The 26,998-nt window shown below is 68.6% G+C and carries 28 protein-coding genes; 10 read left to right on the top strand and 18 right to left on the bottom strand.

What is annotated here, in order from left to right; translation table 11 throughout:
* Window positions 1–7: 7 nt before the first annotated feature.
* The 6 genes from A4R44_RS01535 to A4R44_RS01510 all read right to left on the bottom strand — a co-directional run bounded on the left by A4R44_RS01535 (window position 8) and on the right by A4R44_RS01510 (window position 6,785).
* Window positions 8–1,006, bottom strand: a complete 999-nt coding sequence (locus A4R44_RS01535; RefSeq protein ID WP_067575648.1) for an ABC transporter ATP-binding protein — start codon at window positions 1,004–1,006, stop codon at window positions 8–10.
* Window positions 999–2,024 (bottom strand): ABC transporter ATP-binding protein, encoded by a 1,026-nt coding sequence (locus tag A4R44_RS01530; protein ID WP_067575646.1) that lies wholly within the window; start codon window positions 2,022–2,024, stop codon window positions 999–1,001. Before A4R44_RS01530 ends, A4R44_RS01535 begins: the two co-directional genes overlap by 8 nt.
* Before the next feature lie 5 nt (window positions 2,025–2,029).
* Window positions 2,030–2,986 carry an ABC transporter permease gene (locus tag A4R44_RS01525; protein WP_067575644.1) on the bottom strand — a complete coding sequence of 319 codons (957 nt, stop codon included), beginning with the start codon at window positions 2,984–2,986 and terminating at the stop codon, window positions 2,030–2,032.
* Window positions 2,979–3,905: an ABC transporter permease gene (locus tag A4R44_RS01520; protein WP_067575642.1), complete on the bottom strand. Its 927-nt coding sequence runs from the start codon at window positions 3,903–3,905 to the stop codon at window positions 2,979–2,981. The genes A4R44_RS01525 and A4R44_RS01520 overlap by 8 nt, the downstream gene beginning before the upstream one ends.
* Window positions 3,906–4,008: 103 nt before the next feature.
* Window positions 4,009–5,637: an ABC transporter substrate-binding protein gene (locus tag A4R44_RS01515; RefSeq protein WP_067575640.1), complete on the bottom strand. Its 1,629-nt coding sequence runs from the start codon at window positions 5,635–5,637 to the stop codon at window positions 4,009–4,011.
* A 194-nt stretch (window positions 5,638–5,831) separates the two neighbouring features.
* On the bottom strand, window positions 5,832–6,785 hold the full coding sequence (locus tag A4R44_RS01510; protein WP_067575638.1) for a Ppx/GppA phosphatase family protein: 954 nt from the start codon (window positions 6,783–6,785) through the stop codon (window positions 5,832–5,834).
* 177 nt (window positions 6,786–6,962) lie between these two features.
* Between A4R44_RS01510 and A4R44_RS01505 the strand changes: the two genes are divergently transcribed.
* Together A4R44_RS01505 and A4R44_RS01500 are read left to right on the top strand one after the other, a co-directional pair.
* Entirely contained in the window at window positions 6,963–7,700 is a 738-nt protein-coding gene (locus A4R44_RS01505) for an oxidoreductase (protein WP_067575636.1), read from the top strand.
* Window positions 7,697–8,431: an SDR family oxidoreductase gene (locus tag A4R44_RS01500; RefSeq protein WP_067575634.1), complete on the top strand. Its 735-nt coding sequence runs from the start codon at window positions 7,697–7,699 to the stop codon at window positions 8,429–8,431. Before A4R44_RS01505 ends, A4R44_RS01500 begins: the two co-directional genes overlap by 4 nt.
* 4 nt (window positions 8,432–8,435) lie before the next feature.
* Here the strand turns inward: A4R44_RS01500 and A4R44_RS01495 are convergent, their stop codons facing one another.
* Both A4R44_RS01495 and A4R44_RS01490 read right to left on the bottom strand, forming a co-directional pair.
* Window positions 8,436–9,329, bottom strand: coding sequence for a LysR family transcriptional regulator (locus A4R44_RS01495; RefSeq protein WP_067575632.1), 894 nt, complete (start codon window positions 9,327–9,329; stop codon window positions 8,436–8,438).
* A gap of 55 nt (window positions 9,330–9,384) precedes the next feature.
* Window positions 9,385–10,470, bottom strand: coding sequence for a lytic transglycosylase domain-containing protein (locus tag A4R44_RS01490; RefSeq protein ID WP_232791458.1), 1,086 nt, complete (start codon window positions 10,468–10,470; stop codon window positions 9,385–9,387).
* Here A4R44_RS01490 and A4R44_RS45180 point away from each other — a divergent pair.
* The gene (locus tag A4R44_RS45180) at window positions 10,456–11,214 is read left to right on the top strand and encodes a hypothetical protein (RefSeq protein WP_157904805.1); all 759 of its coding nucleotides are present in this window, start codon (window positions 10,456–10,458) and stop codon (window positions 11,212–11,214) included. The genes A4R44_RS01490 and A4R44_RS45180 overlap by 15 nt on opposite strands.
* An 82-nt stretch (window positions 11,215–11,296) precedes the next feature.
* On the opposite strand, the gene A4R44_RS01480 is transcribed toward A4R44_RS45180, so the two are convergent.
* The 4 genes from A4R44_RS01480 to A4R44_RS01465 form a co-directional block, all read right to left on the bottom strand.
* A complete protein-coding gene (locus A4R44_RS01480) occupies window positions 11,297–11,818 on the bottom strand; it encodes a DUF501 domain-containing protein (RefSeq protein ID WP_067576518.1) in 522 nt (173 codons plus the stop codon).
* A gap of 783 nt (window positions 11,819–12,601) precedes the next feature.
* Window positions 12,602–12,967 carry a septum formation initiator family protein gene (locus A4R44_RS01475; RefSeq protein ID WP_095213142.1) on the bottom strand — a complete coding sequence of 122 codons (366 nt, stop codon included), beginning with the start codon at window positions 12,965–12,967 and terminating at the stop codon, window positions 12,602–12,604.
* 193 nt (window positions 12,968–13,160) lie between these two features.
* A complete protein-coding gene (gene eno / locus A4R44_RS01470; RefSeq protein ID WP_067575628.1) occupies window positions 13,161–14,447 on the bottom strand; it encodes a phosphopyruvate hydratase in 1,287 nt (428 codons plus the stop codon).
* Window positions 14,448–14,562: 115 nt separating this feature from the next.
* A complete protein-coding gene (locus A4R44_RS01465) occupies window positions 14,563–15,054 on the bottom strand; it encodes a glyoxalase/bleomycin resistance/extradiol dioxygenase family protein (protein WP_232791457.1) in 492 nt (163 codons plus the stop codon).
* Between the two features lie 70 nt (window positions 15,055–15,124).
* Between A4R44_RS01465 and A4R44_RS01460 the strand changes: the two genes are divergently transcribed.
* Window positions 15,125–15,529 (top strand): tetratricopeptide repeat protein, encoded by a 405-nt coding sequence (locus tag A4R44_RS01460; protein WP_067575623.1) that lies wholly within the window; start codon window positions 15,125–15,127, stop codon window positions 15,527–15,529.
* 206 nt (window positions 15,530–15,735) lie between these two features.
* Entirely contained in the window at window positions 15,736–15,918 is a 183-nt protein-coding gene (locus A4R44_RS01455; protein WP_067575622.1) for a hypothetical protein, read from the top strand.
* A 577-nt stretch (window positions 15,919–16,495) separates the two neighbouring features.
* Here A4R44_RS01455 and A4R44_RS01450 read toward each other — a convergent pair.
* Window positions 16,496–17,296 (bottom strand): murein transglycosylase, encoded by an 801-nt coding sequence (locus tag A4R44_RS01450; protein WP_093573373.1) that lies wholly within the window; start codon window positions 17,294–17,296, stop codon window positions 16,496–16,498.
* A gap of 268 nt (window positions 17,297–17,564) precedes the next feature.
* Between A4R44_RS01450 and efeU the strand changes: the two genes are divergently transcribed.
* The 5 genes from efeU (at window position 17,565) to A4R44_RS01425 (ending at window position 22,411) form a co-directional block, all read left to right on the top strand.
* Window positions 17,565–18,416 (top strand): iron uptake transporter permease EfeU, encoded by an 852-nt coding sequence (gene efeU / locus A4R44_RS01445; protein WP_067575619.1) that lies wholly within the window; start codon window positions 17,565–17,567, stop codon window positions 18,414–18,416.
* Between the two features lie 2 nt (window positions 18,417–18,418).
* Window positions 18,419–19,570 (top strand): iron uptake system protein EfeO, encoded by a 1,152-nt coding sequence (gene efeO / locus A4R44_RS01440; RefSeq protein WP_067575618.1) that lies wholly within the window; start codon window positions 18,419–18,421, stop codon window positions 19,568–19,570.
* Window positions 19,567–20,826, top strand: a complete 1,260-nt coding sequence (gene efeB / locus A4R44_RS01435; RefSeq protein ID WP_067575617.1) for an iron uptake transporter deferrochelatase/peroxidase subunit — start codon at window positions 19,567–19,569, stop codon at window positions 20,824–20,826. The genes efeO and efeB overlap by 4 nt, the downstream gene beginning before the upstream one ends.
* Before the next feature lie 105 nt (window positions 20,827–20,931).
* Window positions 20,932–21,996, top strand: a complete 1,065-nt coding sequence (locus A4R44_RS01430; protein WP_232791456.1) for an LLM class flavin-dependent oxidoreductase — start codon at window positions 20,932–20,934, stop codon at window positions 21,994–21,996.
* A gap of 4 nt (window positions 21,997–22,000) precedes the next feature.
* A complete protein-coding gene (locus A4R44_RS01425; protein ID WP_067575616.1) occupies window positions 22,001–22,411 on the top strand; it encodes a PPOX class F420-dependent oxidoreductase in 411 nt (136 codons plus the stop codon).
* Window positions 22,412–22,485: 74 nt separating this feature from the next.
* Here the strand turns inward: A4R44_RS01425 and A4R44_RS01420 are convergent, their stop codons facing one another.
* The 5 genes from A4R44_RS01420 to A4R44_RS01400 are packed head-to-tail and all read right to left on the bottom strand — an operon-like array spanning window position 22,486 to window position 26,583.
* On the bottom strand, window positions 22,486–23,049 hold the full coding sequence (locus A4R44_RS01420) for a hypothetical protein (RefSeq protein WP_067575614.1): 564 nt from the start codon (window positions 23,047–23,049) through the stop codon (window positions 22,486–22,488).
* Complete coding sequence (locus A4R44_RS01415; RefSeq protein ID WP_067575613.1) at window positions 23,049–24,386, bottom strand: hypothetical protein; 1,338 nt, start codon at window positions 24,384–24,386, stop codon at window positions 23,049–23,051. The genes A4R44_RS01420 and A4R44_RS01415 overlap by 1 nt, the downstream gene beginning before the upstream one ends.
* Complete coding sequence (locus A4R44_RS01410; RefSeq protein WP_067575612.1) at window positions 24,386–25,189, bottom strand: ABC transporter ATP-binding protein; 804 nt, start codon at window positions 25,187–25,189, stop codon at window positions 24,386–24,388. Before A4R44_RS01410 ends, A4R44_RS01415 begins: the two co-directional genes overlap by 1 nt.
* A 21-nt stretch (window positions 25,190–25,210) precedes the next feature.
* Window positions 25,211–25,999: a zf-HC2 domain-containing protein gene (locus A4R44_RS01405; protein ID WP_067575611.1), complete on the bottom strand. Its 789-nt coding sequence runs from the start codon at window positions 25,997–25,999 to the stop codon at window positions 25,211–25,213.
* Window positions 26,000–26,028: 29 nt separating this feature from the next.
* A complete protein-coding gene (locus tag A4R44_RS01400) occupies window positions 26,029–26,583 on the bottom strand; it encodes an RNA polymerase sigma factor (protein ID WP_067575609.1) in 555 nt (184 codons plus the stop codon).
* Window positions 26,584–26,998: the final 415 nt, after the last annotated feature.

Below are 26,998 nucleotides of genomic sequence, written 5' to 3'. Positions count from 1 at the left end.
GCCTTTGTTACGGAACCACCGACTTCACCTCGGCGAAGTGGCAAGCCGACAGATGCCCGTCCGTCCGCGGTTCCAGCTTCGGTGCCTCCGTCGCGCAGATGTCCGCGGCCTTCCAGCACCGCGTACGGAAACGACAGCCCGACGGCGGGTCGATCGGGCTGGGCACGTCGCCCTCCAGCCGGATCACCTGCCGCTGCCCGCGCACCGCCGGGTCCGCGACCGGCACCGCCGAGAGCAACGCCTGCGTGTACGGATGAGACGGTCGCTCGTAGATCTCGTCCTCAGTACCGATTTCGACGATCTTGCCCAGGTACATCACCGCGACCCGGGTGGACAGATGCCGTACCACCGAGAGGTCGTGCGCGATGAACACATAGGACAGCCCGAACTCGCCCTGCAGGTCCCCGAGCAGGTTCATCACCTGCGCCTGGATCGAAACGTCCAAAGCGGACACCGGCTCGTCGCAGATGATCACCTTGGGCCGCAACGCCAGCGCCCGCGCGATGCCGATGCGCTGCCGCTGCCCGCCGGAGAACTGGTGCGGATACCGGTTCACGTGCTCGGGGTTGAGCCCGACCACCGCCAGCAGCTCCTGCACCTTCTTCGCCCGCGAACCCTTCGGCGCGACCTCGGTGTGGATCTCGAACGGCTCGCCGACGATGTCGCCGACGGTCATCCGCGGATTCAGCGACGTGTACGGATCCTGCAGCACGATCTGGATTTCCCGGCGCATTCGCCGCAGTTCCGCACCGCGCAGCTTGAACAGGTCGCGGCCCTCGAAGGTCGCGCTGCCACTGGTCGGCTCCTCCAGGCGCATCAGCACCTGAGCGAGCGTCGACTTGCCGCAGCCGGATTCCCCGACCACGCCGAGGGTTTCGCCCGGTCGCAGGTCGAAGGACACGCCGTCGACGGCTTTCACCTGTCCGATCGTCCGCTTGAACAGCACGCCGGTGCGCACCGGGAAATGCTTCACCAGTTCGCGCACGCTGAGAATGGGCTCACCCACGGCTCTCCACCACCTCCTCGGCGAAGTGACACGCACTGACCCGGCCGAACCCGAGCGCGTGTGCGGACGGTCGCTCGTCGCGGCACCGTTGCTCGGCCCGCTTGCAGCGCGGGTGGAACGGGCATCCGGACGGAACGTCGAGCAGACTCGGCGGCAGGCCCTTGATGGTTTCCAGGGTCTGTCCCTTGAGGTCCAGCCGGGGCAGCGAATCCATCAGCGCCGCGGTGTAGGGGTGCCCCGGCGAGCTGAACAGTTCCCGTACGTCGGCCTGTTCCACGATCCGCCCGGCGTACATCACCGCGATCCGGTCCGCGACCTCCGCGACCACGCCGAGGTCGTGCGTGATGAGCACGAGCCCCATCCGCCGTTCCCGCTGGATGTCCGCGAGCAGGTCCATGATCTGCGCCTGCACGGTCACGTCCAGCGCGGTCGTCGGCTCGTCCGCGATGAGCAGATCCGGGTCGAGCGCGAGCGACATCGCGATCATCGCGCGCTGTCGCATTCCGCCGGAGAACTGGTGCGGGTAATCCTTCACCCGCCTTTCCGCGGCCGGGATCCGCACCAGATCGAGCAGTTCGACCGCTCGCTTGCGAGCGTCCTTCTTGGACATTCCCAGCCGGACCCGCAACTGCTCTTCGATCTGGAATCCGACAGTGAACACCGGGTTCAGCGCCGAAAGCGCGTCCTGGAAGATCATCGCGATCTCCGCGCCGCGCACCTGGCGGCGCCGGTCCGCCGACGCGGTGAGCAGATCCTCGCCGCGATACCGGATCGACCCGCCGGTGATCACGCCCGGCGGCGTGTCGAGGATTCCCATGACGGTCTGCGCGGTGACGCTCTTGCCGGAGCCCGATTCGCCGAGCACAGCAAGGGTTTCCCCGGCGTGCACCGAATAGCCGACCCCGTTGAGCACGTTGGCCACGCCGTCGGAAGTACGGAACTCCACGTGCAGGTCTTCGACCTCGAGCAGCAGCTCGTGCTCCGCCGTCGGACCAGGTGAACTGGACACTGTGGACATTGCGGCTACCTCGACTTCGGGTCGAGCGCGTCGCGGACACCGTCGCCGAGCATCACGAACGCGAGCACGGTGATGGTGACGAACGCACCGGGGAACAGGAGCATGTGCGGAACCGCGCGGAAATAGTCGCGAGCGTCGCTGATCATGACGCCCCACGACACCACCGGCGGCCGCACGCCGATGCCGAGGTACGCCAGCGTCGCCTCGGCTCCGATGGCCGCGCCGAGCGCGATCGTCGCGTACACGAGCACTGGCGCGAGCGTGTTCGGCAGCAGGTGCCGGAACACGATCCGCGGTGTGCTCGCGCCGAGCGCACGGGCCGCCTTCACGTAGTCCAACTGCTTGGCCACCAGCGTCGCGGACCGCATGATGCGCATCGCTACCGGCCAGGTCAGCACCGCGATCGAGCAGACCACCTGCACGATGATGGTGACCTGCCCTGGATTCGTGCCGGGTGCGTTGAACGTGGTGAGGATGACGATCGCGCCAAGCACGAACGGCAGCCCGGCGAAGATGTCGCCGAGCCGGGAGAGCAGGCTGTCGACGATCCGGCCGTAGTAGCCCGCGACAATGCCGACCAACGATCCGAAAAGGACGGTCAGCAGTGTCGCGAAAACACCGACCAGCAACGAAGCCCTGGCCCCGTAGATGGTCCGCGCGTAGACATCGTAGCCCTGGTTGTCATAACCGAACCAGGCGTCCGCCGACGGGCCTTCGTTGGCGTGCGTCAGGTCGCTGTATCCGGCGGGGCGGTGCGAGAACAGTCCCGGCGCGATCGCGATCAGCACGATCAGCACGATGATCAACGCGGAGATCACGAACGTCGGCTTGCGGCGCAGCTGCCGCCACGCGTCGCCCCACAGACTGCGCGGCTTCTTCGGGCCGGCGTCGGCCGAGCTGTCCACATGCGACAGCTGTGCCGCGTCGACCCCTCCGCCGCCGACGAGATTCGGGTCAGTCATAACGGATCCTCGGGTCGAGAACGGCGTAAAGCAGGTCGACGATCAGGCTCATCAGCAGATACACCAGCACCAGCAGCACGACGACGCCGACGACGGTCGCGCTTTCCCGGTTCTGGAGGCCGCGGAAGATCAACCCGCCGAGACCGTTGATGTTGAACACGCCCTCGGTCACGATCGCACCGCCCATCAGTGCGCCGAGGTCGGTGCCGAGGAAGGTCAGCACCGGGATCACCGAGTTGCGCAGCAAATGAATGCCGATGACGCGGCTGTTGGGCTGTCCCTTGGCGATGGCGGTGCGGATGTAGTCGGCGTGCCGGTTCTCCGCGATCGACGTTCTCGTCAGCCGGGCGACATAAGCCATCGAGAGGCTGCCGAGCGCGATGCCCGGCACGATCAACTCGCCGAAGCCCGGATCGTCCGAGACGCTGGCGTCGATGATGCCCAGGTTCACGCCGAGCACGATCTGCAGCACGATCGCGGTGACGAACACCGGCAGCGAGATCAGGAACGTGGTCGAGACCAGCACCAGGTTGTCGAGGAAACCCTTGCCGCGCAAGCCGGTCAGCACGCCGGCGCTCAGGCCGATGACCGCTTCGATGAGCACCGCGACGACCGCGAGGCGCAGCGTGATCGGGTAGGAGGTGGAGATCAGTTCGCCGACCGAGGAGCCGTTGAACGTCTCGCCCCAGTCGCCGGTGAACAGGCTCCCGAGGTATTTGAAGTACTGGACGATCAGGTTGTCGTTGAGGTGGAACTTCTCGGTCATCAGGTCGATATAGGCCTGTGGGCAGGCTTGCTGACCGCATTTTCCGGAGAACGGGTCCCCGGGTACGGCCCACACCAGTGCGTAGATCAGGAAAGTGGTGCCGAAGAACACCGGGATCAACTGGAGCAGGCGACGCAAGACGTAGCGAATCATGCGTAGTTCCTAAGAGTGCGCGCCGGGCTCGTGAGTGCCTACGCCGGTTCTGACCGGCATAAACACTCACGAGCCGCGTGGTGGGAACGGACGAGTCAGCGCGTCACTTCTTGAGGACCTCGACCGACGAGTAGTCCGCGCGGCGGCGGAAGTCGAGGACCACGGTCTTGGTGTGCTTCGACTTGGCCGCGACGCCCTTCTCGTCCCATACCGGGATCGAGGGCAGGTCCTTCGCGACCAGGTCCTCGGCCTGCTGGTACAGCTTGACCGCGGCGTCCTTGTCCGCCGTCGAGTCGGCCTGCTTCAGCAGAGCGTCGACCTGCGGGTTGGAGTACGTCGAGTCGTTCGCCGAGGCCCCGGTCCGGTAAAGCGGGTTGAGGAAGTCCTCAATGGAGGGATAGTCCGCCGACCAGTCGGAACGGCCCATGCCGGTCAGCTTGTGCCCGGTCACGATGCTGCGCCACTGGCCGAAGTCGGTCGCCGGAACGAAATCGCATTCGACGCCGAGCGTGTTCTTGATGCTGTTGCACGCGGCCACCAGCGGTTCCTTGCGGCCGCCGTCGGCGTTCGAGGCGATGGTGAGCTTGCCCTTGAACCCGGACTTCGCGAACAGTTCCTTCGCCTTCGCCGGGTCGAACTTGCAGTACTCGCCGCACACGCCCGGCCGGAAGCCCGGAATGCCCTGCGAGACATAGCCGTCCGCCGGGACGTAGGTGTCGTGCATGACCGTCTTGGTGATCTGCGCGCGGTCGATCGCCATCGAGATCGCCCGGCGCAGGTCGAGGTTGTTGTAGCCGGGCACGTAGTACGGCACCGCGATCGTGCTGATGCCGAGCAGGTGCCCGGTGACCAGGTTGTCCTTGAGATCGGTCTTGTACTTGTCCGCGGTGAGCGCGGACGGCGGCAGCGTCTCGATGAAGTCGAGTTTGTTGCTCAGCAGGTCCTGGTAGGCGGTTTCCTGGCTGGCGTAGATCTTGACGTCGAGGTCCTTGAACTTGACCTTGTCCGGGCCCGGGTAGTCCTCGAACCGGGTCAGCTTGATGTCGACGTTCGGCGTGCGGCTGACGAACTTCATCGGGCCGTTGCCGATCGGGTGCTTCGCGAAGGCGGCGGGGTCCTTGAAGAAGGAGTCCGGCAGCGGCGCGAACGCGGTGTAGCCGATCTTGGTGGTGAACACGGAGAACGGCGCGTCCAGGGTCACCTGGAACTCGTAGTCGCCCTTGACCGCCAGGCCGGACATCTTGTCCTTGGCCGGCTTCGCCGCCTTGTCGGCCGGGTGGACGTCGGAGTAGCCCGCGATGTTCTCGAAGAACGTGCTGTTGATCTGGCCGTTCGCCGAGTTGGCCCCGTAGTTCCAGGCGTCGACGAAGTTCTTCGCCTTGACCTCGGTTCCGTCGTGGAACTTCCAGCCGTGCTTGATCTTGATGTCGAAGACCTTGGAATCGGTCGTGGTGATCGACTCCGCCATCAAGTTGTACGGTTCGCCGCTGTCACCCTTGTACGCGACGAGGCCGGAGAACATCGGGTCGACGGCCTTGGAACCGCCGAGTTCGTTGGTGTTCGTGGGAATCAGCGTGTTCTGCGGTTCCGTGCCGTAGACCGTGAAGGTCCCGTTCGGATCCGCTTCTCCCGACGACCCGCTGCTGGATCCGCCGCCCCCACAGGCGGTCAGGAGCAGTGACAAGGTTGTCACGACTGCGGCCGCGCTCCAGAGCCTGGATGAACCCCGCATGTCCCCTCCGTTTCTCGCGTCCGAATAGCGAGATGGAGGCTAGCGGGATCAGCGCTTCGTAACCGGATCACCGGGTTGCACCTGAATAACGACACCGATCATCACCCGGTCAGCTCACAACTAACTGCGCTTGATGACTTTCGGTGGCTTTGGTACGAGTGCGCGCGCCTGGTGACCTCGCCGCTGCGGAGCGTTCAGGCGAGCGACAAAGCGATGCCGTCCAGGATGTCGTGCTCGCTGACCACCAGCTGGTCCGGACCACCGCGCGCGGCGAGTTCCTCGGCGAGCACCTGGACGATGACCGCGCCGCCGCCGATCACGTCGACCCGGCCGGGGTGGATCACCGGGTTTTCGGCACGGGTCGCGCGGTCGGCCGCGAGGAGCTGTCCGGCGAGCTGGTCGATCTCGCCGTGCGACAGCTTCGACAGGTGCACGCGCTCGGGGTCGTACTCGGGCAAGCCAAGCGAAACCGCTGACAACGTGGTCACGGTGCCGGCGACGCCGATCCAGGTGCGAGCCTTCGCGACGTCCACGAGATCGAATGCCTCGGCGAGGATGCCGCGGGCCAGTTCGCGGGCGGCAGCGATCTCGTCGGCGGTCGGCGGGTCGCCCTTCAGCGCGCGCTCGGTGATCCGGACGCAGCCGATGTCGACGGACTTCGCGGCGATCACCTCGGCCTCGCGGCCGTTCCAGGTGCCGAGGACGAGTTCGGTGGAGCCGCCGCCGACGTCGACGACCACGAACGGCCCGTCGTCCGGGTCCTGCTCGCCGACCGCGCCGGTGAAGGAGAGCCGGGCTTCCTCGTCGCCGCTGATCACCTCGGCCTCGACGCCGAGCGTTTCGCGGGTCATCGTGAAGAACTCGTCGCGGTTGCTCGCGTCGCGGGTCGCGGAGGTGGCGACCATGCGCACCTTCTCGACGCCCTTGCGCCGCGCGGCGACGGTGTAGTCCGCGAGCGCGGCGCGGGTGCGTTCGAGCGCTTCCGGCGCGAGCCTGCCGGTGGCGTCGACACCCTGGCCGAGCCGCACGATGCGCATCTCGCGATGCAGGTCGCGCAGGTCGACCGTGCCGTCGTGGCGCGGCGTCAACTCGGCGACGAGCAGACGGATGGAGTTGGTCCCACAGTCGATCGCAGCTACCCGAGGCATGGCTCTGACTTTACTTGGTCTCCGGCGCTTCGCGGGCGAGGCGGGCATAGGCGGGCCCTATGCCCCCTCGCCGGCATTTGGTCTTTGCCTTTCCCTCTTTTCCGGGCCTACGGTTGACGTGTTCGCCGCATTTCGCTTCGCGGCGGTTTATTCTCCTTTATCGAGAGGTTTATTGGCATGCCCGATTACGGGATAGCGGGAAAACGCGCGGTGGTCACCGGTGGTTCCCGCGGAATCGGCGCGGCAATCGTGGCGCAATTGCTTGCCGCGGGCGCGACCGTGCTCACCACCGCCCGGTCGGCCGCCCCGGTGCCCGAGGGAGCGTCCTTCGTCGAGGCCGACATCCGCACCCAAGCCGGAGCCCAGACGGTCGCCTCCGCCGCACAGGAGATCCTCGGCGGCGTCGACCTGCTGGTCCACAACGCGGGCGGCGCGCGTCCGCACCCCAGCGGCCTGGCCATCCCCGACGACGAATGGCAGGACGCGCTGTCGGTGAACCTGCTGGCCGCGGTCCGGCTGGACGCGCTGCTGGCCCCGGGCATGCGAGACCGCCGATCGGGCGCGATCGTGCACGTCTCCACCGCCGCGATCCGTCCACCGTTCCCGCCGTTCCTGCACTACGTGGCGGCGAAAACAGCACTGGAGGCGTACAGCCACGGCCTGGCCGCCGAGCTGGCCCCGTCCGGCGTCCGCGTAAACACCGTGTCCCCCGGCCGGACCGCCACTCCCGGCGGCTTGGCGACGCGAGAGCAGTGGGCGAGCCTGTCGTCCGGCTCCGCTCTTCCCGATGTCCCGCTTGGCCGCGACGGCGAGCCCGGCGACATCGCCAACGCGGTGTTGTTCCTGCTGTCCGACCAGGCGAACTGGCTGACCGGAAGCGGCCTGGCCGTCGATGGAGGCGAATACCCGCGATGAATGTTTATCAGGGCAAAACCGCAGTCATTACCGGCGGCAGCACCGGAATGGGTTTCGCCACCGCGAAATTGTTCGCCGACGGCGGAGCGCGGGTAATCATCACCGGCCGTTCCCCATCCCGGCTGGACGCGGCTTTAGCCCAGCTCGGCGACGATGCGCTAGCTATCCGAGGCGACGTGGCGTTGCTCTCCGACCTGGACGCGCTGGCCGCCCAGGTACCCGGTCCGATCGACGCCTTGTTCGTCAACGCCGGGATGGCCCGGACAGCACCGTTCGAGTCGGTCACCGAGGAGCAGTTCGACGCGGACTTCGCGGTCAACGTCAAGGGCGCGTACTTCACCGTGCAGAAGCTCGCGCCGCTGCTGCGCCCCGGAGCGGGCGTCGTGCTGACCACCTCGACCGCGAACGTCATGGGCCTGCCGGAGACCAGCGTCTACTCGGCAGGCAAGGCCGCGCTGCGTTCGATGGCCCGCACACTCGCCGCCGAACTGCTCCCGCGCGGCATCCGGGTCAACGCGATCAGCCCCGGCCCTGTCGACACCGAGATCCTCGAAGCCGGAATGCCTGCCGCGGAAGCCGCGCAGTTCAAAGCCGCGCGAGCCGCCGCCAACCCCATGAAACGGCTGGGCACTCCCGAAGAGATCGCCCGCGCCGTCGCCTTCCTGGCCTTCGACGCCACCTTCACGACCGGCATCGAACTGGTCGTCGACGGCGGCGACACGCAACTCTGAGATTTCAGGCGGCCGGAGACACCGGCTGGTACCAGGTCTCGTGCCGCAGAAACTCGAGCAACGCCATCTCCGCGGGCCCCGCCCCGGGCCGGACCGCCGCGACGACGGGCTGGGACACGACCGGAAACACCGGCCGGACGAGGTGCTCATGTCCTTCCGGCACCGCCGACGCCGGAACGAGCGTCGCTCCCAGCCCGTGCGCGGCCCACCGCACCGCCGTCGAGGTCTGCGACACCCGCGCGACCGCTGTCGGCTTCAACCCGTTGTCGCGCAACACTTCGGTCAGGAACCCGTCGAGCGCGCTGGCCGGATCGAACCTGATCCACTGCTCTTCTTCCAGCTCCCGCAACGCGATCCGGTCCTTCTTGAGCAACCGGTGTTTGGCACCGAGGACGACCACGAACTCCTCGTCGCCGAGGTGATGCCCCTCGTACAACCCTTCATCACACGCCGAGCCGAGCAACGCGAGATCCAACACCCCGCGCCGGGCAAGCTGCTCCAGCTCAGCCGGATTCGGCTCCTCGAACACGGTCACCGCCAGCTTCGGATACCTCCGTCGCAACGCAGCCAGCGCACCCGGCAACTGCCGAGTCCCCAACCCCATCTGCGCCGCGACGAGCAACTCGCCGACCAGCTCGTCCGCCCCCGCCCGCGCGGTCGCCCGCGCCCGCCGTGCTGCCCGCACCGCGACCTCAGCGTCCCGGAGAAACGCCCGCCCGACGACGGTGGGCACAAGCCCGGTGGGCGTACGGGAGAAGAGCTGCACGCCGAGTTCCCGCTCAAGCCCCCGGATCTGCTGCGAAACTGACGGCTGAGCGACGTGAAGCACTTCCGCCGCAGCGGTCACCGACCCCGCCTCGGCGACCGCCAAGGCGTATTCGAACTGACGAAGACTCATCGTCTCCCCTGCGGTGTGGCGAGGTTTGTAATGGTGTAATCAAGGTTACCTCTTGTCAGCCAGAAGCCGCGGTACTGCTCGATGAGTTGCTGCTCGACGACGAGGTGCAGGTCGAAGTCGTCGACGTCGGTGCCGAGGTCGGCGTGATCGAGGTACTGGATCCGCACGTCGGACTGCTGGACTCGGTGCTCGGCTCTCCCGTCGTACTGCCCGGAGGAGACCCGGTCGGGCTGGTTTGCGGCGGCAGCCCAGTAGGCGTCGTCGACGGACCACCCGTAGCGACCGGCGGCAACGACGACTCAGTAGTCCTCGGCCGCTCCCCCGGATTCGCGGGCGGCGCGGAACTGGCCGTCGTCGGCCCGACGGGAACCGGACTGTCCGGCACCTGCGCGACGCCCTTCCGGTAAGCCTCGGCCCAGAGAATGACCGTGGTGACGTAAGCGTCGGAGTTGTTGTAGCGGTAGATCGCAGTCCGCAACTGGTCCGGATTGGCCAGGTCGAGCCCGCCGGAGCAGAGGTAGCGTGCCGCCGCGAGCGAGGCGTCGAAGAGATTGCCCGGGTCGGCCTTGCCGTCACCGTTGCCGTCCGCCGCGTAGGACCGCCAGGTCGCCGGGATGAACTGGAACGGCCCCACCGCGCGATCCCACACCGGGTCCTGGTCGAGGACGCCGTGATCAGTGTCCGGAATCGCCGCGTACGGACCTGTGCCATTGAGCTGAGGCCCGAGAATCGGCTGGAGCGTGGTCCCAGCAGCGTCGACATATCCGCCTCGGGCGTGATTCGACTCGATTCGCCCGATGCTCGCGACGAGCGCCCAGTCGATATGACACCCCGGCTGCTCTTTCCCCAACACCTCCGCCGCATGCCGATACGCGGCAAGCGCAGTAGCCGGAATCCCGAGCGGCCCGTCCGGAAGGTCGTACGCAGGCAGCGGAACCGGTGCCGGCGCATCCGGCAACCGCCCGTCGACGGCGACGCCGCGGATGCCCGGGTCGTACCCCTGATCAGGCATAACGTCCGCCGAGTGCACCACCGGCATCCGCCCGGCCCAGCCGACGACCACGCCCGCGCCGACCGTCGCCGGAAGCACCCCCAGAACCCCGGCGAGCACCGCGACCACCGTCCGATGCCGGGAAGCCACCCGCCTCGCCCGATAACGGCCCCGTCGAGCCCGCACCCGCACCCGGCCGATCAACCGCGCCTTATCCGACGGTGGCCCGATGAGCGCTGGGGTTCTCTTGGTTTCGGCCGTTGTGGCAGCCACGCCCGCCTGCACGACGGTCTCTTCGGCGGCTACTTCGCTGCTGCTCTTGCCACCTGCACCGTCGGCAACCGCTTCACCAGCTACCTCACCGCCGCTGCTGTCGTTATCCGGATCGCCGACAACCGCTTCATCCGCTACTTCGCCGCCGTGGCCTGCGCCACCGACACCGGCGACATCCGCTACTTCACCGCCGTCGCCAGCGCCACCCACATCGGCGACAACCGCTCCACCCGCAACCTCACAGCCACTGCCTGCATCGTCTGCATCCGCTCCGCCCGCAACCTCATCCCCGCCCGCAGCGCCAGCAACTGCTTCACCCGCAACCTCGCCAGCCGACTCGCGACCAGCGGCCTCGTCACCAAGGCTGCGTCCGCCAACCGCCTCGCCACCGGCAACACCGTCGCCAACCGAGTCGGCACAAGCAGCTTCGTCTCCAGCGCCAGCACTCACCGAGTCATCGGCAACCCACTCGACCGCACCGTCCGGAACCGGCTCGACCCGACTGTCCGCAGCAGAAGACGCCTCAGCACGCACCGACCGCCGGGATCTGCGTGGCACCCGCACTTTCCGCCCCTCCCCGGCGCGCCCAGCGGTGCACCCAGGCTCGCCTGCTCGGTGTGAAGCTCCGGTGCACGCCGCGAAGCATTCCCGCCCAGGCGGACACCAGCCCCTGCTGTGCCTATCCGCGCCCGAGACCGGAGCGTTACCCGGCGCAGTCGCCCGTCGGCCAGCCCTGTTCGCGGACCCAGGCGAGGGTCTCGTCACCGAACGGGTTCACCCCTGGTCCGGCCGCGAGCGTGTGCGCGAGATGGACGTGCAGGCATTTCACCCGCCCGGGCATCCCGCCCGCGGTCACCTGTGTGCCGAGCGACTCGATGGCATCCCGCTCAGCGAGGTACGTCTCGTGCGTGCGCTGGTAGGTCGCCGCGAGTTCCGGGTCGGTGGTGAGCCGTTCGGTCATCTCCCTCATCACGCCGGACGCTTCCAGCGTGCCCACCATCGACGTCAACCGAGGGCAGGTCAAGTAATACAACGTCGGGAACGGCGTTCCGTTCTCCAACCGCGGACTGGTCTGGACCACCGAGGGATGCCCGCTGGGACACCGCGCGGCCACCGCCCGCAAGGCCCGTGGCGGACGTCCAAGCTGCTGCGCGATGACCTCCCGGTCGACATCGGTGACGGGCTCGAATCGGGGTGTCTCCGTGCTGCTGTTCACGCTCTCCAGGCTAATGCCGCCACCCGCCGGCCCCCTCGCGACCTCCGCCGAAACGGCCGAGTTGTCCACAACCGGCACACCGTGTGGACAACTCGCCCCATCCGCCTCCGCCGCCCTTCCGATGTGGTTAGCGTGGAAGGCAGTCGAAGCTTCGCCACCAAATCAAGCCACCGGGAAGGAAGGTCAACGAAGAACTCTGATCGAGGGATCTGAATTCCAAGCACCGCGCAGATCTGTGACCGTCCGGCTCAGTGACCGTCCGGCCCCGGGAACTACCGAAGCCAGCAACCGAAAGGAGCGTGCCCAAGGACCCGACCGCGCTCAGCATCGAGCGCCAACCGGCTGCCCGCTGGGCGGGGGAAACCTCCGGCCGAGACGTCACCCAGCCAACAATCCGGTCGTGCCAGCCCCTTGACCAGCCAGCGATCTCGGCGGCAACCCGCCCGCCCGGAACCGCACCCGGCGAGCCATCCGGTCCAGCAAGCTCAGCCAGCCGAGTGTCCAGCCTGACCCAGCCAACAGCACGCTCCGCGTGCGAGACTCCCGCCAAACCAGAAGACCGCCAGCCAGCGCGGCTTCGCCCGGCCAGCGCCCCTACCCAGCCGTCAACCCCGCCAGGCCAGTGCAACCCCGCCAGGCCAGAGCAACCCCGCCAGGCCAGTGCAACCCCGCCAGGCCAGAGCAACCCCGCCNCAACCCCGCCAGGCCAGTGCAACCCCGCCAGGCCAGAGCAACCCCGCCAGGCCAGAGCAACCCCGCTCGGCCAGAGCAACCCCGCCCAACCCAGGAACTTCAGCCCCCGGAAACCTGCGCCCACAGGTTCTCGTACCAAGGCGCCTGCGGAGCAGGCTGCTGCCCAGGCTGGGCAGCTGCCGGCGAACCGGGCTGGCCCTCCGGCAGCTGGACCATCCACGGGGTCTCGCCTGGTTTCACGTACCGGAGCCTGCGGCGGGCTTCCGCCTCGATCTGGGCCGGGTCGCTCAGCTGGGCTTTGCGGTCGCGCAGCTGGGCGACCTCGTGCTGAAGCTGGGCGAGCTGCGCTTCCTGGTCCCGGACCTCGGAGCGCTGGGAAAGATAGGTGCGCAACGGGACCGCGACGGTGAACGCCAGTGCGCACACCACGATCGCCACCACGGCGGCGCGCCGGGTGGTCGACATGCCGAGCACTTTGGCCGCACCGGAGGCGCGTTTCGCCGCGAGGCCGCGGCGCAGCCGGGCCCTCGTCGTCTCCGTCGTGCCCGCGCCGGTGCGGCGCCGGGCCGACGCGGGACGGCGGGCCCTGCTGGACCCGCTTCCCGCTGCCCGGCCGCCGCGGCGGCTGCGCGCCCTCCCCCGGTCGGCCATGTGCCCCTCAGGCCTCCGAGCTGAACCGCGGGAAGGCGAGGTCGCCGGCGTAGCGCGCGGCGTCCGCGAGGGTTTCCTCGATGCGCAGAAGCTGGTTGTACTTCGCGATCCGCTCGCCGCGGGCCGGGGCGCCGGTCTTGATCTGGCCGACGCCGGTGGCGACCGCGAGGTCGGCGATGAAGGTGTCCTCGGTCTCGCCGGACCGGTGGCTCATCATCGACTTGTAGCCGTACGACGTGGCCAGCGACACCGCGTCCAGCGTCTCCGACAGCGTGCCGATCTGGTTGACCTTCACCAGCAGCGCGTTCGCCGCGCGGCGGGTGATGCCCTCTTCGAGCCGGTCCGGGTTGGTGACGAACAGGTCGTCGCCGACGAGCTGGACCTTGTCGCCGATCTCGGAGGTCAGCTGGACCCAGCCGTCCCAGTCGTCTTCGCTCAGCGGGTCCTCGATGGAGACCAGCGGATAGTCGCGCAGCAGTTCGCCGTAGTACGCGGACATCTGCTCCGCGCTGCGCTTCGAACCCTCGAAGGTGTAGGCGCCGTCGGAGTAGAACTCGGTCGCGGCGACGTCCAGCGCGAGGGCGACGTCACGGCCCGGCACGTAGCCGGCCTTCTCGATCGCGGCGAGGATCAGGTCGAGCGCCTCGCGGTTATTGGCGAGGCTCGGCGCGAAACCGCCCTCGTCGCCGAGGCCGGTGGCCAGGCCGCGGCCCTTCAGCACGGACTTCAGCGCGTGATACACCTCGGTGCCCCAGCGCAGCGCCTCGCGGAACGACTCCGCGCCGATCGGCGCGATCATGAATTCCTGGATGTCGACGTCGGTGTCGGCGTGCGCACCGCCGTTGAGGATGTTCAGCATCGGGACCGGCAGCACGTGCGCGTTCGGCCCGCCCAGGTAGCGGAACAGCTCCAGCTCGGACGATTCCGAGGCGGCCTTCGCGACGGCGAGCGAAACGCCGAGGATCGCGTTCGCGCCCAGCCGGGACTTCGCGGGCGTGCCGTCGAGGTCCACCAGCTTCTGGTCGACGATCCGCTGGTCGACCGCGTCGACGCCGACCAGGTCCGGGCCGATCTCGTCGAGCACCGCGGCGACCGCGCGCTCCACGCCCTTGCCGTTGTAGCGGCCGGTGTCCCCGTCGCGCAGCTCGACCGCTTCGTGCTCGCCGGTCGATGCCCCGGACGGCACCGCCGCACGGGCCAGGGTGCCGTCGTCGAGCGCCACCTCCACCTCGACGGTCGGGTTCCCGCGCGAATCGAGAATCTCGCGCGCGCCTACCTGCTCGATGAGAGCCACGCTCTGCTCCTTGGTGGGTCGTGCCTGCGGTGACGCCGCCCAGAGTAACCGCCCAGCGGGTTCACCCGTTGGAGGCCAGGCCGGTGCGGGGCCGTTCCGCTGCGTGTTCTCCAGCTCAGCCGGGCACTTCGCCGGCCTCCTCGGCGTTCGGGTCCTCCGGACGGACTTCGCGCCACCCCGACGGCAGCTCGACCTGGTCGGTCACCTGCTGCCAGAACGTCCAGCTGTTGCCGCCGGGATCGGCCACGGTGAAGATCCGCGCACCGTAAGGCTGGTCCTGCGGCGGTTCCGGCGCGGCGTCCTCGCCGAGCGCCGCGGACACGCGCTCGTGCTGTGCGTCGACGTCGGTCACGTACACGACGTTCAACTGCCCGACCGGCCCTTCTACCCCCTTGGCCTCCCAGTATTCGGGACCGACCCCGGCCAGCTGCAGGCGAGCGTCTCCCGCGCGGAGCGTCGCTTGGAAAACCTCGCCGGACCCATCCTCGAAGCGGACTTCCTCAGTGAAGCCGAACACCCTGGTCAGCCACGCGAGCGCGGCGGTCGCATCGCTGTAGTAGAGGTACGGCGCCAGTCCCACGTAATCGGGTTCCTGATCGCTGCTCATGGCGGAACAGTCCATCACGACTCGTCTGACGGTCGTGCAACGCCCTCCGCGCCGGTATCGTGAGGCGACCATGACGGACGCCGCAGCAGCCCCCGAACCCGACGGCGAATCGCGCTTCCGCAGGTTCCGCAACGCCGAGCATCTGGTCGCGCGGCGACGCCCGCTCGACGCGCTCAAAGAGCTGGAACCCCTGCTCGCCGACGAGCAGGACAAGCCGAGCGTGCAACTGCTCGCCGGGCGCGCGTACTTCCACTCTGCCCAGCTGCGCCGTGCCGAACGCGCGTTCACCCGCGTCCTGGAACTGGACCCGACCGATCACTACGCCCGGTTCGTGCTCGGCCGCACCCTCCAGCGCCTCGGCCGTTTGGCCGAGGCGCTCGCACAACTGCGGATGGCCTCGGCGATGAACCCGGTGCCGGAGTATCTCGAAGCGATCAGCGAGGTCAGGGCGAGGATCACGCTGAGCGACCGCTGAGCCCGCATGTCCTGAACGTGCACCCGCGGAGGCACTCGCGTGCAACCGCCGGATCCTGCACGGCCCCGGCGCGTCTTCTGAAGTGAACAGGGCAGCGGGGAAGCCTGGCCATCCGGCGACCCGGCTCGGCCAGTCGGCCGATCCGGGCAGAGCGGGCGAAGCGCGATCCTTGGTGTCATCACAGAGAGCGATTAGAGGAGGCCGACATGACCGCGCTGACCGTGATCGGAGCGACCGCCGGGCTGCTCGTGCTGGTGCTGATGGCGCTGGCGCCTGCGCTCGTGGAACTGAACGAACGCCACCCGGTCCAGCCGCGCAAGCAGCCCGTGCGCGCCGAGACTCTGCCGCAGAAGCCGGTGCGGGTGAGCGCCGCTCTGCCGACCCACTGACTGCCGATCGCGCCGAGCGGGCCGGGGTTTCGGCCGATTACCGCGCCTGGACCACGATGAAGAACCATCCGCGGCGCGACCGGATCTGAGGCAAGCGGCAGCCACTAGCCGAAGCGGGCAGGACCCGACCGCCGGGCCGGTCAGCACGGGTCGCGGCGCTCAGCTTCCAGCCAAGCCACGGTCAAGCTGCTGGCTGCCGAAGCGAAGGCCAACCACGACAGCCGGGCTGCCCCCAGCGAACCGAGGCAAGCTCGCCGAGCCGCTACCGATCCACCCAGCTCAGGCCGCAGCACAGGAATCGGCCATGGCGAAGTCCGCCGAATTACCGCTGATCCGCCCAACCGGCTCAGGGCCCCACCCTCACCCCAGCACAGAAACCGGCCGCTGTGAGGTCCGCCGAATTGCCGCTGATCTCCCGACCAGCTCGGGGCCCCACCCCTCACCGCAGCACAGAAACCGGCCGCTGTGAGGTCCGCCGAACCGCCACCGACCCACCCAACCAGCTCAAGGCCCCACCCTCACCCCGCATGGGAATCGGCTGCGGCGAACAGAGCCGCCATCGGCCCAGCCAGTCGGCTCAAGGCTCCACGCTCGCCGCCGCATAGGTGTCCGCGGCGGTGAAGACGTCCTGCGCGTAGTTGACCGCCGGGTGGTAGAACAGCATCGCTTTCCACCAGCCCGCCGGAGCGCCGAGGTCGTCGTCGCCGGAGCAGAGGTAGCGGGCGGCCGTGAACGCCGCGTCGTCGAGGTTGCGGGGATCCGCGGCTTTGCCGTCGCCGTTCGCTCGCTGGGCGTGTTTGTGCCAGGCGGCAGGCATGATCCGCAGCGGGCCGACCCGGTGGTCGGCCGTGCGGTCGCCGTCGAGTTTTCCGGCGTCGGTGTCCGGGCCTTCCGCTGGACCGGGGTTCACCGGCAAAGTGCCGTCCGGGCCGGGTTGTTCGGTTCCGAAGGCCAGGTTCCCGATCGCCGCGAGCGTCGCCCACGACAGGTGGCACGACGGTTTCTGCCGCTGCATCCACATTTCCGCTCGTCCGTACGCGGCGAGCACTCGTGCGTCCAGGCGCGTCTTTCCGGCGACCCGGGTCGCCCACGCGTCCAGTTCCGCTTGGTCGGACACGAGCGGGCGGTCCGGCGGCGCGGCCAGCCCGACGCGCGGGGCTTCGGAGCCGGGTTGCGGGCGCGGTTCCGCCTTGGTCGGCGCCGGCGGCGGAGCGGCCGCGGCGGGAGCGGCGGGCGGGTTCGGATTCTGGATCCCGATGGTCACCACCAGCACGACCCCGGTCAGCACCAGACCCAGCGCGAACGCGATACGGCTCGGGTAGCGGCGCGGCGGAACCGCCGGAGACGGCGCACTAGTCGGCTGAGTGGTATCGGCCACTCGGACAGGTTACTGATGAACCCGCCGGGGGGACGCTGGACTGGGCGAATGGCAAGCGGATGGTTAACTCCCCGACCGAGACGCCCAGGTCACACAATTCGTTACGCGACCCGTCGGCGAGGCCCTGACCTGCGGTTACCCTAACCTAACCGCCAACGGAACGTCGTTTTGCGCATTTTGCCGGGCCCGGGCAGCGAACCTTCCTCTGGACTTACAGGCAAGCCTTACCTAAAAACATCAGGTCAGGTAGTCGAAGGAGGACTGAACAGTGGTGTTTTCGAGCGCGCTCATCGGGCTGCGCGAAGGCCTCGAAGCCGCTCTCGTGGTGAGCATCCTGGTCGCCTTCCTGGTCAAAACCGACCGGCGGCACGCGCTGCGGTTCGTGTGGCCCGGCGTCGGCGCGGCTGTGCTGCTTTCGGTCGCGGTCGGCGCGATCCTCACCTACAGCACCGCGCAGCTGAGTTTCGAGCATCAGGAACTGCTCGGCGGAAGTCTTTCCATTGTCGCGGTCGTCTTCGTCACCGCGATGATCTTCTGGATGCGCAAGGCTTCCCGGCACATCGCCGCCGAGTTGCGCGGCAAGATGGAGGACGCGCTCAAGGTCGGTCCGGCGGCGGTGCTGCTGCTGTCGTTCCTGGCGGTGGGCCGCGAAGGGCTCGAAACCGCCGTGTTCTTCTACTCGGCCGTGCAGACCGCGCAGTCCGACACCCTGCAGCCGCTGATCGGGTTCGTGATCGGGATCGCCGCCGCGATCGTGCTCGCTTACCTGCTCTACCGCGGCGCGGTGCGGTTCAACCTGGCGAAGTTCTTCACGATCACCGGCGTGCTGCTGGTGTTCGTCGCCGCCGGCGTCCTCGGCTACGGACTGCACGACCTCCAGGAAGCCGGATTCATCCCCGGGCTGACCACGCTCGCCTTCGACGCGTCGAGCACGCTGCCGGAAACCTCCTGGTACGGAGCGCTGCTCAAGGGGATCTTCAACTATTCGCAGCAAACCACCGTGCTGCAAGCGATCGCGTGGGTCGCCTACGTGGCGATCGTGCTGCCGCTGTTTCTCAAGCCCGCCCGCAAGAACAAGACCGAGACGGCTCCAGCCGCCCCGGCCGCCGCCAAGGAGTGACCGTGTCCCAGTTCCGCAAAACCTCGACGGCTGTGCTCGCCGGCCTCGGTGCTCTCGCCGCGCTGACCGCCTGCGACAGCACGAACTCCGCGTCCGGCACTTCCGGCGCGACCTCAGGCGGGCCGATCAAGGTCGAGGCGTCCGACACCGCCTGCTCGGTGTCGGCGACGACCGCGGCGGCAGGCAACTTGACCTTCGAGATCACCAACAAGGGCAGCAAAGTCACCGAGTTCTACCTCTACGCCGAGGGCGACCGGATCATGGGCGAGGTCGAGAACATCGCGCCGGGGCTGAACCGGAGGCTCATCGTCGAGGTCCCGGACGCGGGCAAGTACCAGACCGCGTGCAAACCGGGCATGGTCGGCAACGGCATCCGCGGCGGCTTCACCGTCACCGGCGGCGCGCAGAGCCAGAACAACGCCAATGCGCAGAAAGCCGCCGCCACCAAGAGTTACGCGACCTACGTCGAGAACAACAGCTCGGCGCTGGAGACCGAGACCGCGAAGTTCGTGGCCGCGGTCAAGGCGGGGAAGGTCGACGAGGCTAAGGCCGAGTACGCGCGCACCCGCGTGTTCTACGAACGGATCGAGCCGGTCGCGGAGAAGTTCGGGGATCTCGACCCGGCCATCGACGCGCGCGAGGCCGATCTCGAACCCGGTCAGCAGTTCACCGGGTTCCACCGGCTGGAGAAGGACCTGTGGAACACCGGGCTGAAGCCGGACAGCCCGCAGATCGCGGACAAGCTGCTCGCTGACGTGAAGTCGCTCGTCGCCAAGACGAAGACGCTGCAGCTGAGCGCACTGGACCTGGCCAACGGCGCGAAGAGCTTGCTCGACGAGGTCGCCACCGGCAAGATCACCGGCGAGGAGGAGGCCTTCTCGCACACCGACCTGTGGGACTTCCAGTCCAACCTCGACGGTTCCAAGGGCGCGATCGCCGCGCTGCGGCCGGTCATCCAGGAGCGCGACGCCGCTCTGGTGTCCACTTTGGACAAGGAGTTCGCGAACGTGCAGGGGCTGCTGGACAAGACCCGCTCCGGAGACGGTTTCAAGTACTACAACGAGCTCTCCCAGGACCAGATCAAGGCGTTCGCCTCGGCAGTCGACGCGCTGAGCGAGCCGCTCAGCAAGGTCGCGGAGGTCGTGTCGAAGTGACCGAGGAGGGAACGCAGGTTTCCCGCCGGAAGCTGTTCGGGCTGGCCGGCGCGGGGGTCGCGCTGGCGGGCGCGGGCGCGGCGGCCGGGGTCGGCATCGACCGGCTCGGCGGCAGTACCCCCGCATCGGCCGCGGTGTCCACTGTGGACTTTCATGGCGAGCACCAGGCCGGGATCGACACGCCGACGCAGCAGAACCTGCACTTCGCCGCGCTCGACGTGACCACCAAGGACGCCAAGAAGCTCCGCGAACTGCTGCGCACCTGGACGGCCGCGGCGCGGCGGATGACCGCGGGCCAGGACGTCGGACCGAACGGTGCGCTCGGCGGGTCCGCGCAGGCCCCGCCGGACGACACTGGCGAGGCGCTCGACCTGCCCGCATCCGACCTGACGCTGACGATCGGCTTCGGCCCCTCGCTCTTCGACGACCGGTTCGGCCTCGCCGCGAAACGTCCGCCGCAGCTGATCGATCTGCCCGCGTTCCCGAAGGACAAACTCGACCCGGCCCGCAGCGGCGGCGACCTGTGCATCCAAGCCTGCGCGAACGATCCGCAGGTGGCGGTGCACGCGGTGCGCAACCTGGTGCGGCTCGGCTTCGGCGTCACCGAGGTGCGCTGGTCGCAGCTCGGGTTCGGCCGCAGCTCGTCGACCTCGCGCTCGCAGCAGACGCCGCGCAACCTGTTCGGTTTCAAGGACGGCACCAACAACATCAAGGCCGAGGACACCGACGTGCTCCGCGACCAGGTGTGGGCGCAGGCAGGCGACGGGCAAGCATGGATGGCGGGCGGCACGTACCTGGTCGCCCGCCGGATCCGGATGCACATCGAGACCTGGGACCGCGAAACGCTCGCCGGGCAGGAGCAGATTGTCGGGCGCACCAAGGGAACCGGTGCCCCGCTCGGGCAGACCGGCGAGTTCGACCCGGTCGATCTGCAGGTCGGCGGCGCGGGCGGGACGCCGCTGATCGCCGAGGACGCGCACATCCGGCTGGCCTCGCGCCAGACGCGCAAGGGCGTGCAGATCCTGCGCCGCGGCTACAACTTCGTCGACGGCTCCGACGGAGTCGGGCACCTGGAGGCGGGGCTGTTCTTCCTGGCGTTCAACCGGGACACCCGCACGCAGTACGTCCCGATGCAGCAGGTGCTGTCGTCGAAAGACGCGATGATGGAGTACCTGCAGCACACCGGTTCCGCGCACTTCGCGATTCCGCCGGGCCTCACCCCGACCAGCGACTGGGGTGCCGGGCTCTTCGCCTGACCAGTACAAACCTCCCCGCCCCGCCACTGCGTGGGACCGGTTGCCGGTGCCCTCCGGGCAGGCGACGGTGACCGCGTTCATCCGCGCGAGGTGAGGAGTTCGGTCGTGGTCGCTGTGGCACAGCCGCGGTTCGGGGTGTGGGCGGTCGTCTACGGGTCGTGGGGCCCGTTCGATCATCCCGCCGATCCGGTCGACGCCAGCTGGGAGCGCAACCGGCGGTTGATCGTCGAGGCGGATCGGCTCGGCTTCGATTCGACGCTCATCGCGCAGCACGTGGTGAACCCGTTCGGCGACGAACTGGACCAGCTGGAGACGTGGACGTCCGCCGCCGCGCTCGCCGCGCTCACCGAGCGGATCGAGATCATCGCGGCGATCAAGCCGTATCTCGTGCACCCGGTGGTGCTGGCGAAACAGGCGCTGCAGATCCAGGAGATCAGCGGCGGCCGGTTCGGGCTGAACCTGGTCAACGCCTGGTACAAGCCGGAGCTGGCGCGGGCGGGCGTTCCGTTCGCCGAGCACGACGAACGGTACGAGTACGGCCGCGAATGGATCAGCGTCGTGCGCGGGCTGCTGGCCGGTGAGCGGGTTTCGTTCGAGGGCAAGCATTTCCAGGTTGACGGGTACCAGCTGCGGCCCGCTGCTTCGTCGCCGACCGTGTACGTCGGCGGCGAGTCGGACCCGGCGCGAGCGCTGGTCGCGGACAAGGCCGACGTGTGGTTCATCAACGGGCAGCCGAAGGAGAACGTCGCCAAACTGATCGCGGACGTCGCCGCCCGCCCGCGCGCCGGCGCTCCGGTCCGATTTGGACTGTCCGCGTTCGTGGTGGCCCGCGAAACCGACGTCGAAGCGGAAGCGGAGCTGGCGGCGTTGTGGGACCTGGCCGAGGCGGGCAAGGCGCGGTGGGAGGCGCTGGTCGCGGACGCCGATCCGAAGGCGGTGATGTTCCAGACGTTCGCCAAGTACCCGCACATCGGCACGAACGGCGGTACCGCGGCCGGCCTGGTCGGCAGCTACGACACCGTCGCCCAGCGGATCCGCGAGTGGACTGACCTGGGAATCGAGACGTTTATGCTGCAATTCCAGCCCTTCGAAGCGGAGATGCGGCGGTTCGCCGAGCACGTGCTCCCCCGCGTGCGCTTGACTTCAAGCAAACTTGAACTTGCACAGTAGGTGCATGTTCACCGAAGCGGAACTCACCTACCTGGCCACCCAGCCGCTCGCCCGGATCGCCACCCAGCAGCCGAATGGAACTCTGCAGGTCAGCCCGGTCGCGTTCGCCTGGAACGCGGAGACGCGGACGATCGACGTGACCGGGTACAACCTGACGAAAAGCCGGAAATACCGCAACGTCGAGGCCAACGGCCAGGTCGCCATCGTGATCGACGACCAGCCCTCGACGAGCCCCATGCGCATCCGCTGCTTGGAGATCCGCGGCCGGGCGGAAGCCGTGCCGGACGCCTTCGCATCGGACGGTCACCTCGACGGAGCCGTCATCCGCATTCACCCGCAGCGCATCATCAGCCTCGGCATCGACGATCCCGACCGCGAACCCCTGGAGGTGAAGCCGAACAACCGGAACGTCTGAAGCCGCGCCGGTCCGCAGTCCCGCCCCTGCCTGGGGGAGGGGCGGGACTGCGCCTGGATTGCCGGTCCGCTGGTTCATCTGCGAGCGCCCGCCACCGTGTACACCGCCGTTCCCGCTGCGAACAGCAGCCCGGCCGTCCACCACGCCGCGGCGGAGTCCGCCGTCGCCATCGGCCAAGCCACGACGGCGTAGACCTGACCGACGGCGCTCGGGACGAACATCGCCGTCATCGCCCAGCCCAAGGGCAGCGTCCAGCCGAACTGGCCGCCGAACAGCGCGGCCGCCAGCCCGGTCAGGCCGATGAGCCCGGCCGCGTTGCGGAGGATCCAGCCGGATTCGATCGGACGGTCGACAAAACCTTGTATCGCCAGCATTGCTCCGCCAGCCACCACCCCGATCAGCAGCAGGTGCACGAGCCGCCGGGGCGGCCAGCGGAAGGAGGCCGTGCGGTCCAGATCGATGTCCTGACCGCTGAGGCCCACGCCTGCCACCGCGACCGCAGCACCGAGGGTCAATGTCGCGAAGAGCGTCGTCCAGTTGTCTCCCAGCAGCGGCGGGAGAACGACGGCACAGAGCAACACCGCCGCCAGCGACACCGCGAGGTGGCGCGAACGCGCGTACAGCGCTGTCCACCGCATCAGCGCGCACCTTCCATGAGGACTTTCAGCGGGTCACCAGTGCAGCTCAGCTCCAACTGCCGCGCCGCGGCCATGCGTGCGGTCTGCTCCGCCTCCGGCACCGCTTTGAGGGCCGCCCACGCTGGCCCCGTCCAGGTCCGAAGCTCGGCGTGCGAAGGCGGAGAGTACGAGCCGACCAGCCACTGCGCCATTACCCAGCGCGCGGCGTCCTCCCGGTCGTTTCGCTCACCTCCGTAGGACGCCGCGTGACATTGCGTTGTCCCGGCGCCGCCAAGGAGCGCCATGGTGAGGCTGGGGCCGCTTTTGTCGTAGAACACATAATTGTCCTTCTGCACCAGCACCCGGGACGGATCTCGCGGGCCTGTTTTGTTGTCCCGGTACGGCTCTGTCGATTCTTCTACCCGAGTCGCATGTTGCGGCAGCTTCTCAAGCCGCTGCAGGACTTCCTTTCCTGGACCGGCCACAGTGGACAACCAATCCTCGTGCAATCGCGTCACACACACCGGACCGTCGCAGACAAGAGCGGCTGCCGTTGTGTCCGGAGCGAAGTTGTCCTGCGGTGAGGATGGGAAGAGCGGCAACGCCGCGGCCAATCCGGCTGCCACCGGGAGCAGTGCGAGCGCCCTGGTCCGCGCTGAACTGGCCAGCAGCAGCACGACTCCGGCCGCGGTGAGCCCGAGCAACCAGCTCAGCTGCCCGATCTCGACCGCGGGCTTGGGCAGGTCGAACGGACCGTGCGGCTCCACTTGCCCGATCCCCAGCAGCGCCACCGCGTTCGGTGCCGCTCCGTTCACCCCCCACACTTGCGCGAAGAGCCCACCTGCCAGCGTGAGCACGGCCAGCGCCGGCGCGGTGATCGGATACGGCAGAAGCCGTCCGACGCCGAGCCCGACCGCGACGCCGGCGAGCACGGACAGCACGCCGAGCACCAACTGCATCACCCACGCCGTGGTGAACAATCCGCCGTTCGCCACAACCTGCCCGGCCCCGGCGGCGACGAGCACCAGATAACCCACCACTGCGGCGAGCCCGAGGGCGAGGCCAAGCGTCCCGGCTCGTTGCCCGGCGGGCCGGGGCGTGGAGCCGAACAGCTCGCCGACTCCCGCGCGGGCGTCCCGCATGCCCTGGATCGCCGCGGCTCCGACGATGATCGGCCACATCAGCACCAGCAGGTAGCGCGGCCACCGCACCGCGGTCAGCCAGGTCTCGTTCCAGGCCGCGGAGCCGTGGCTCCACGGCCCACGCGAGAACAGCAGCAGGCCCAGGCTCACTACGAGCATCGCGACCGGTGCCCAGGGAGCGATGGTGCGCCGGAGTTCGACCCGGAACACGCTCATCACCAGGACCCCTTTCCCTGTGCGTGGCCGAGCAGCGCCGAATAGCCGCGCTCGATCGGGCTGTCGCCGACGTCCGCCTCGTTCCCCGCCGCGGCCAGATCGGCTGGGGTGCCTTGGAAAACCAGCTTCCCGTCGGCGAACAGGACGACGTCCGAGCACGCCGCGGCGACATCTTCGACCAGGTGAGTGGACACGACGACGCACGCGTCCCGGCCGATTTCCTGCAGCAGCTCGCGGAAACGCAGCCGCTGCGCCGGATCGAGTCCGGCAGTGGGTTCGTCGAGCAGCAGGAGCACCGGATCGTTCACGATCGCCTGCGCGATGCCGACCCGGCGGACCATGCCGCCGGACAGTGTCTTCATTTTGTCCTCGGCGCGTTCGGCGAGACCGACCCGCTCGATCGCGCGCTGCACCGCGCCCGGCACCTCGCGCTTGGGCATTTCCTTGAGCCACGCCATGTATTCGACGAACTCGCGGACGGTGAACCGCTTGTAGTACCCGAAGGTCTGCGGCAGATATCCGATCCGGCGGCGCAGGCCGCGCTGGTCGAAGTGCCCCCCGACAGGCTCTCCGAGCAGCGTCAACCTGCCTTCCGTCGGCCGCAGCACCGTGGCCACGGTGCGAATCAAGGTGGTCTTGCCCGCGCCGTTCGGCCCGAGCAGCCCGTGCACGCCTGTGCCGAGCGCGAGGTCGAGGCCGTCGACCGCCATCTTCTTGCGGCTGACCCGCACTTTCAGTCCCTGTGCCTGGATCTCCCAGGCGTAGGTCGCCGGAGCGACCTCGGCGGCTTCCACAGCTCGCATCGGTGTCCCCTCTCGTTTCCGTCAGTGATGCGCAGCAAGCTGCGTAAAGGTGTTCCGGCGAAGCACTACGAACACGGTCGCGACGACGGCGGCCGCCAGCCAGCCCGGCCAGGCGACGTTCTCCAGCAGGACCGAGCCCCCGAACGCGACACTCGGCACCACCAGCGCGCCGAGCCACAGCCCGACCAGGATCGAGGCCGCCCAGGCGACGCCGATGAACGTGCCGAGCGCGAGGGTCCCTGTGGTGAACGCGAGGCACGGCAGTAGCCCGAATCCCATCCGCGCGCCGACCAGCCAGCCGGCGGCCAACAGCACCGCCAGCACCGGTAGGACTACCGCCGTGGTCCGGCGCAGGATCAACTCCAGCCCGGCACGTGGGGTGGCCGCGGTGAGTTCGTACGAGGGATCGAGCCCGCGGGACCACGCCGCCGCCACCCCGAAGACCGGCAGTACGGGGGAAAGCAGCTGCACGAACGACAGCCCCTCGTGCAGTGACCGGTCGAGGTAGACCGACAGCGCGCCGACCACGAGGACCATCAACAGCCACGGCACCATTACCGGGGTCGCCCAGCAATGCAGCCACGCCGCGGCCCGGCGCGGCATCGGCTGCGGCGCTTGGGCGAGATCCGGCTCCAGCCCGGCCCACACGGTGTCGAGCAGACCGGCCACCTCGGCGGTGGACGAGCCGGCGAGCCGAGCCCGGCACTGCGCGCACTTCTCCAGGTGCCCTTCGATCGCCCATGCCTCGTCCCCCGGCAGTTCGCGACCGGCGACGTAGCCGGCGAGCATCCGGTCGGATACGTGGTTCATGGCTTGACCTCCTTCAGACAGTCCTGGTTTCACGACAACGCCTCCCGCATCGCGATCCGGGCGCGCCGGGCCCGGGTTTTGACCGTGCCTTCGGGCAGGCCGAGCAGGATCGCGGTCTCCCGTACCGACAATCCGTCGAGCGCCATGGCTTGCAGGACCTCGCGCAGCTCCGGCGCGAGACTGCGCAAGGCGTCGCCCACCGAATCGCCGACCGTGCCCGCCAGCGCCTCCTCTTCGGCGGCGGGCGCGGACAGCGACTCGTGCACTCCGGGCGGCGGATGCGCGTGATGCGCCCGCCGCCGGTACGCGTCGATGAGCCGCCGCACCGCGATCGTCCACACCCAGCCCACGGCGGAGCCGCCGGCGACGACGCCCGCGAACGAGCCCGCGGCGCGCCACACGGCGAGGTAGGTCTCCTGCATCACCTCCGCGATGATCTGGTCATCGGAGCAGCGGTGCCGCAGGCGTATCGCGAGCCACGGCGACGTGCGGCGGTAAAGCTCTTCGAACGCCGCACGATCACCGCGGGCGGTGCGCCGGAGGAGGTGCTCCTCGTCCGGCTCCCTGGGTGGCTTGTGCTTCACACCCGGCAAGACGCCACCTCCGCGCTTACGGTTCTCTGAGACGAGTGATCTGAGTCACATTTGAGTTAGGGCTGGCGGACGCCATCGTGCCCGGGGATAGCGGCGGCATGGGTGGGACGGGGTGGGTCTCCGTCGTTCGGGTGAGGGTCGTCCAGGTGGAGGGCGCGCGGGAGGCTGGTCAGGGAGCGACGGCGGGAGTGGAAGCCCGGTAGGCACAAGAGCGCAGGCAAGCACAGGTGCGCGGGATACGGGCGAGCAGCGAGAGTGCGGGGCTGAGCGGCTGGCAGGTGCGTGGCTGGGTTCTCGTGAGTGGTTGGCGCCGGTTAGAACTGGCGCCAACCCAGCCACCCCACAGAAGAGCAGCAGCCGGCACGGCACGGCACGGCACGGCACGGCACGGCACGGCACGGCACGG

This window comes from Amycolatopsis sp. M39, from assembly GCF_001651785.1.
In the GTDB taxonomy this organism is placed as follows: domain Bacteria; phylum Actinomycetota; class Actinomycetes; order Mycobacteriales; family Pseudonocardiaceae; genus Amycolatopsis; species Amycolatopsis rubida.
This window is presented reverse-complemented; position numbering and strand designations above follow the sequence as displayed.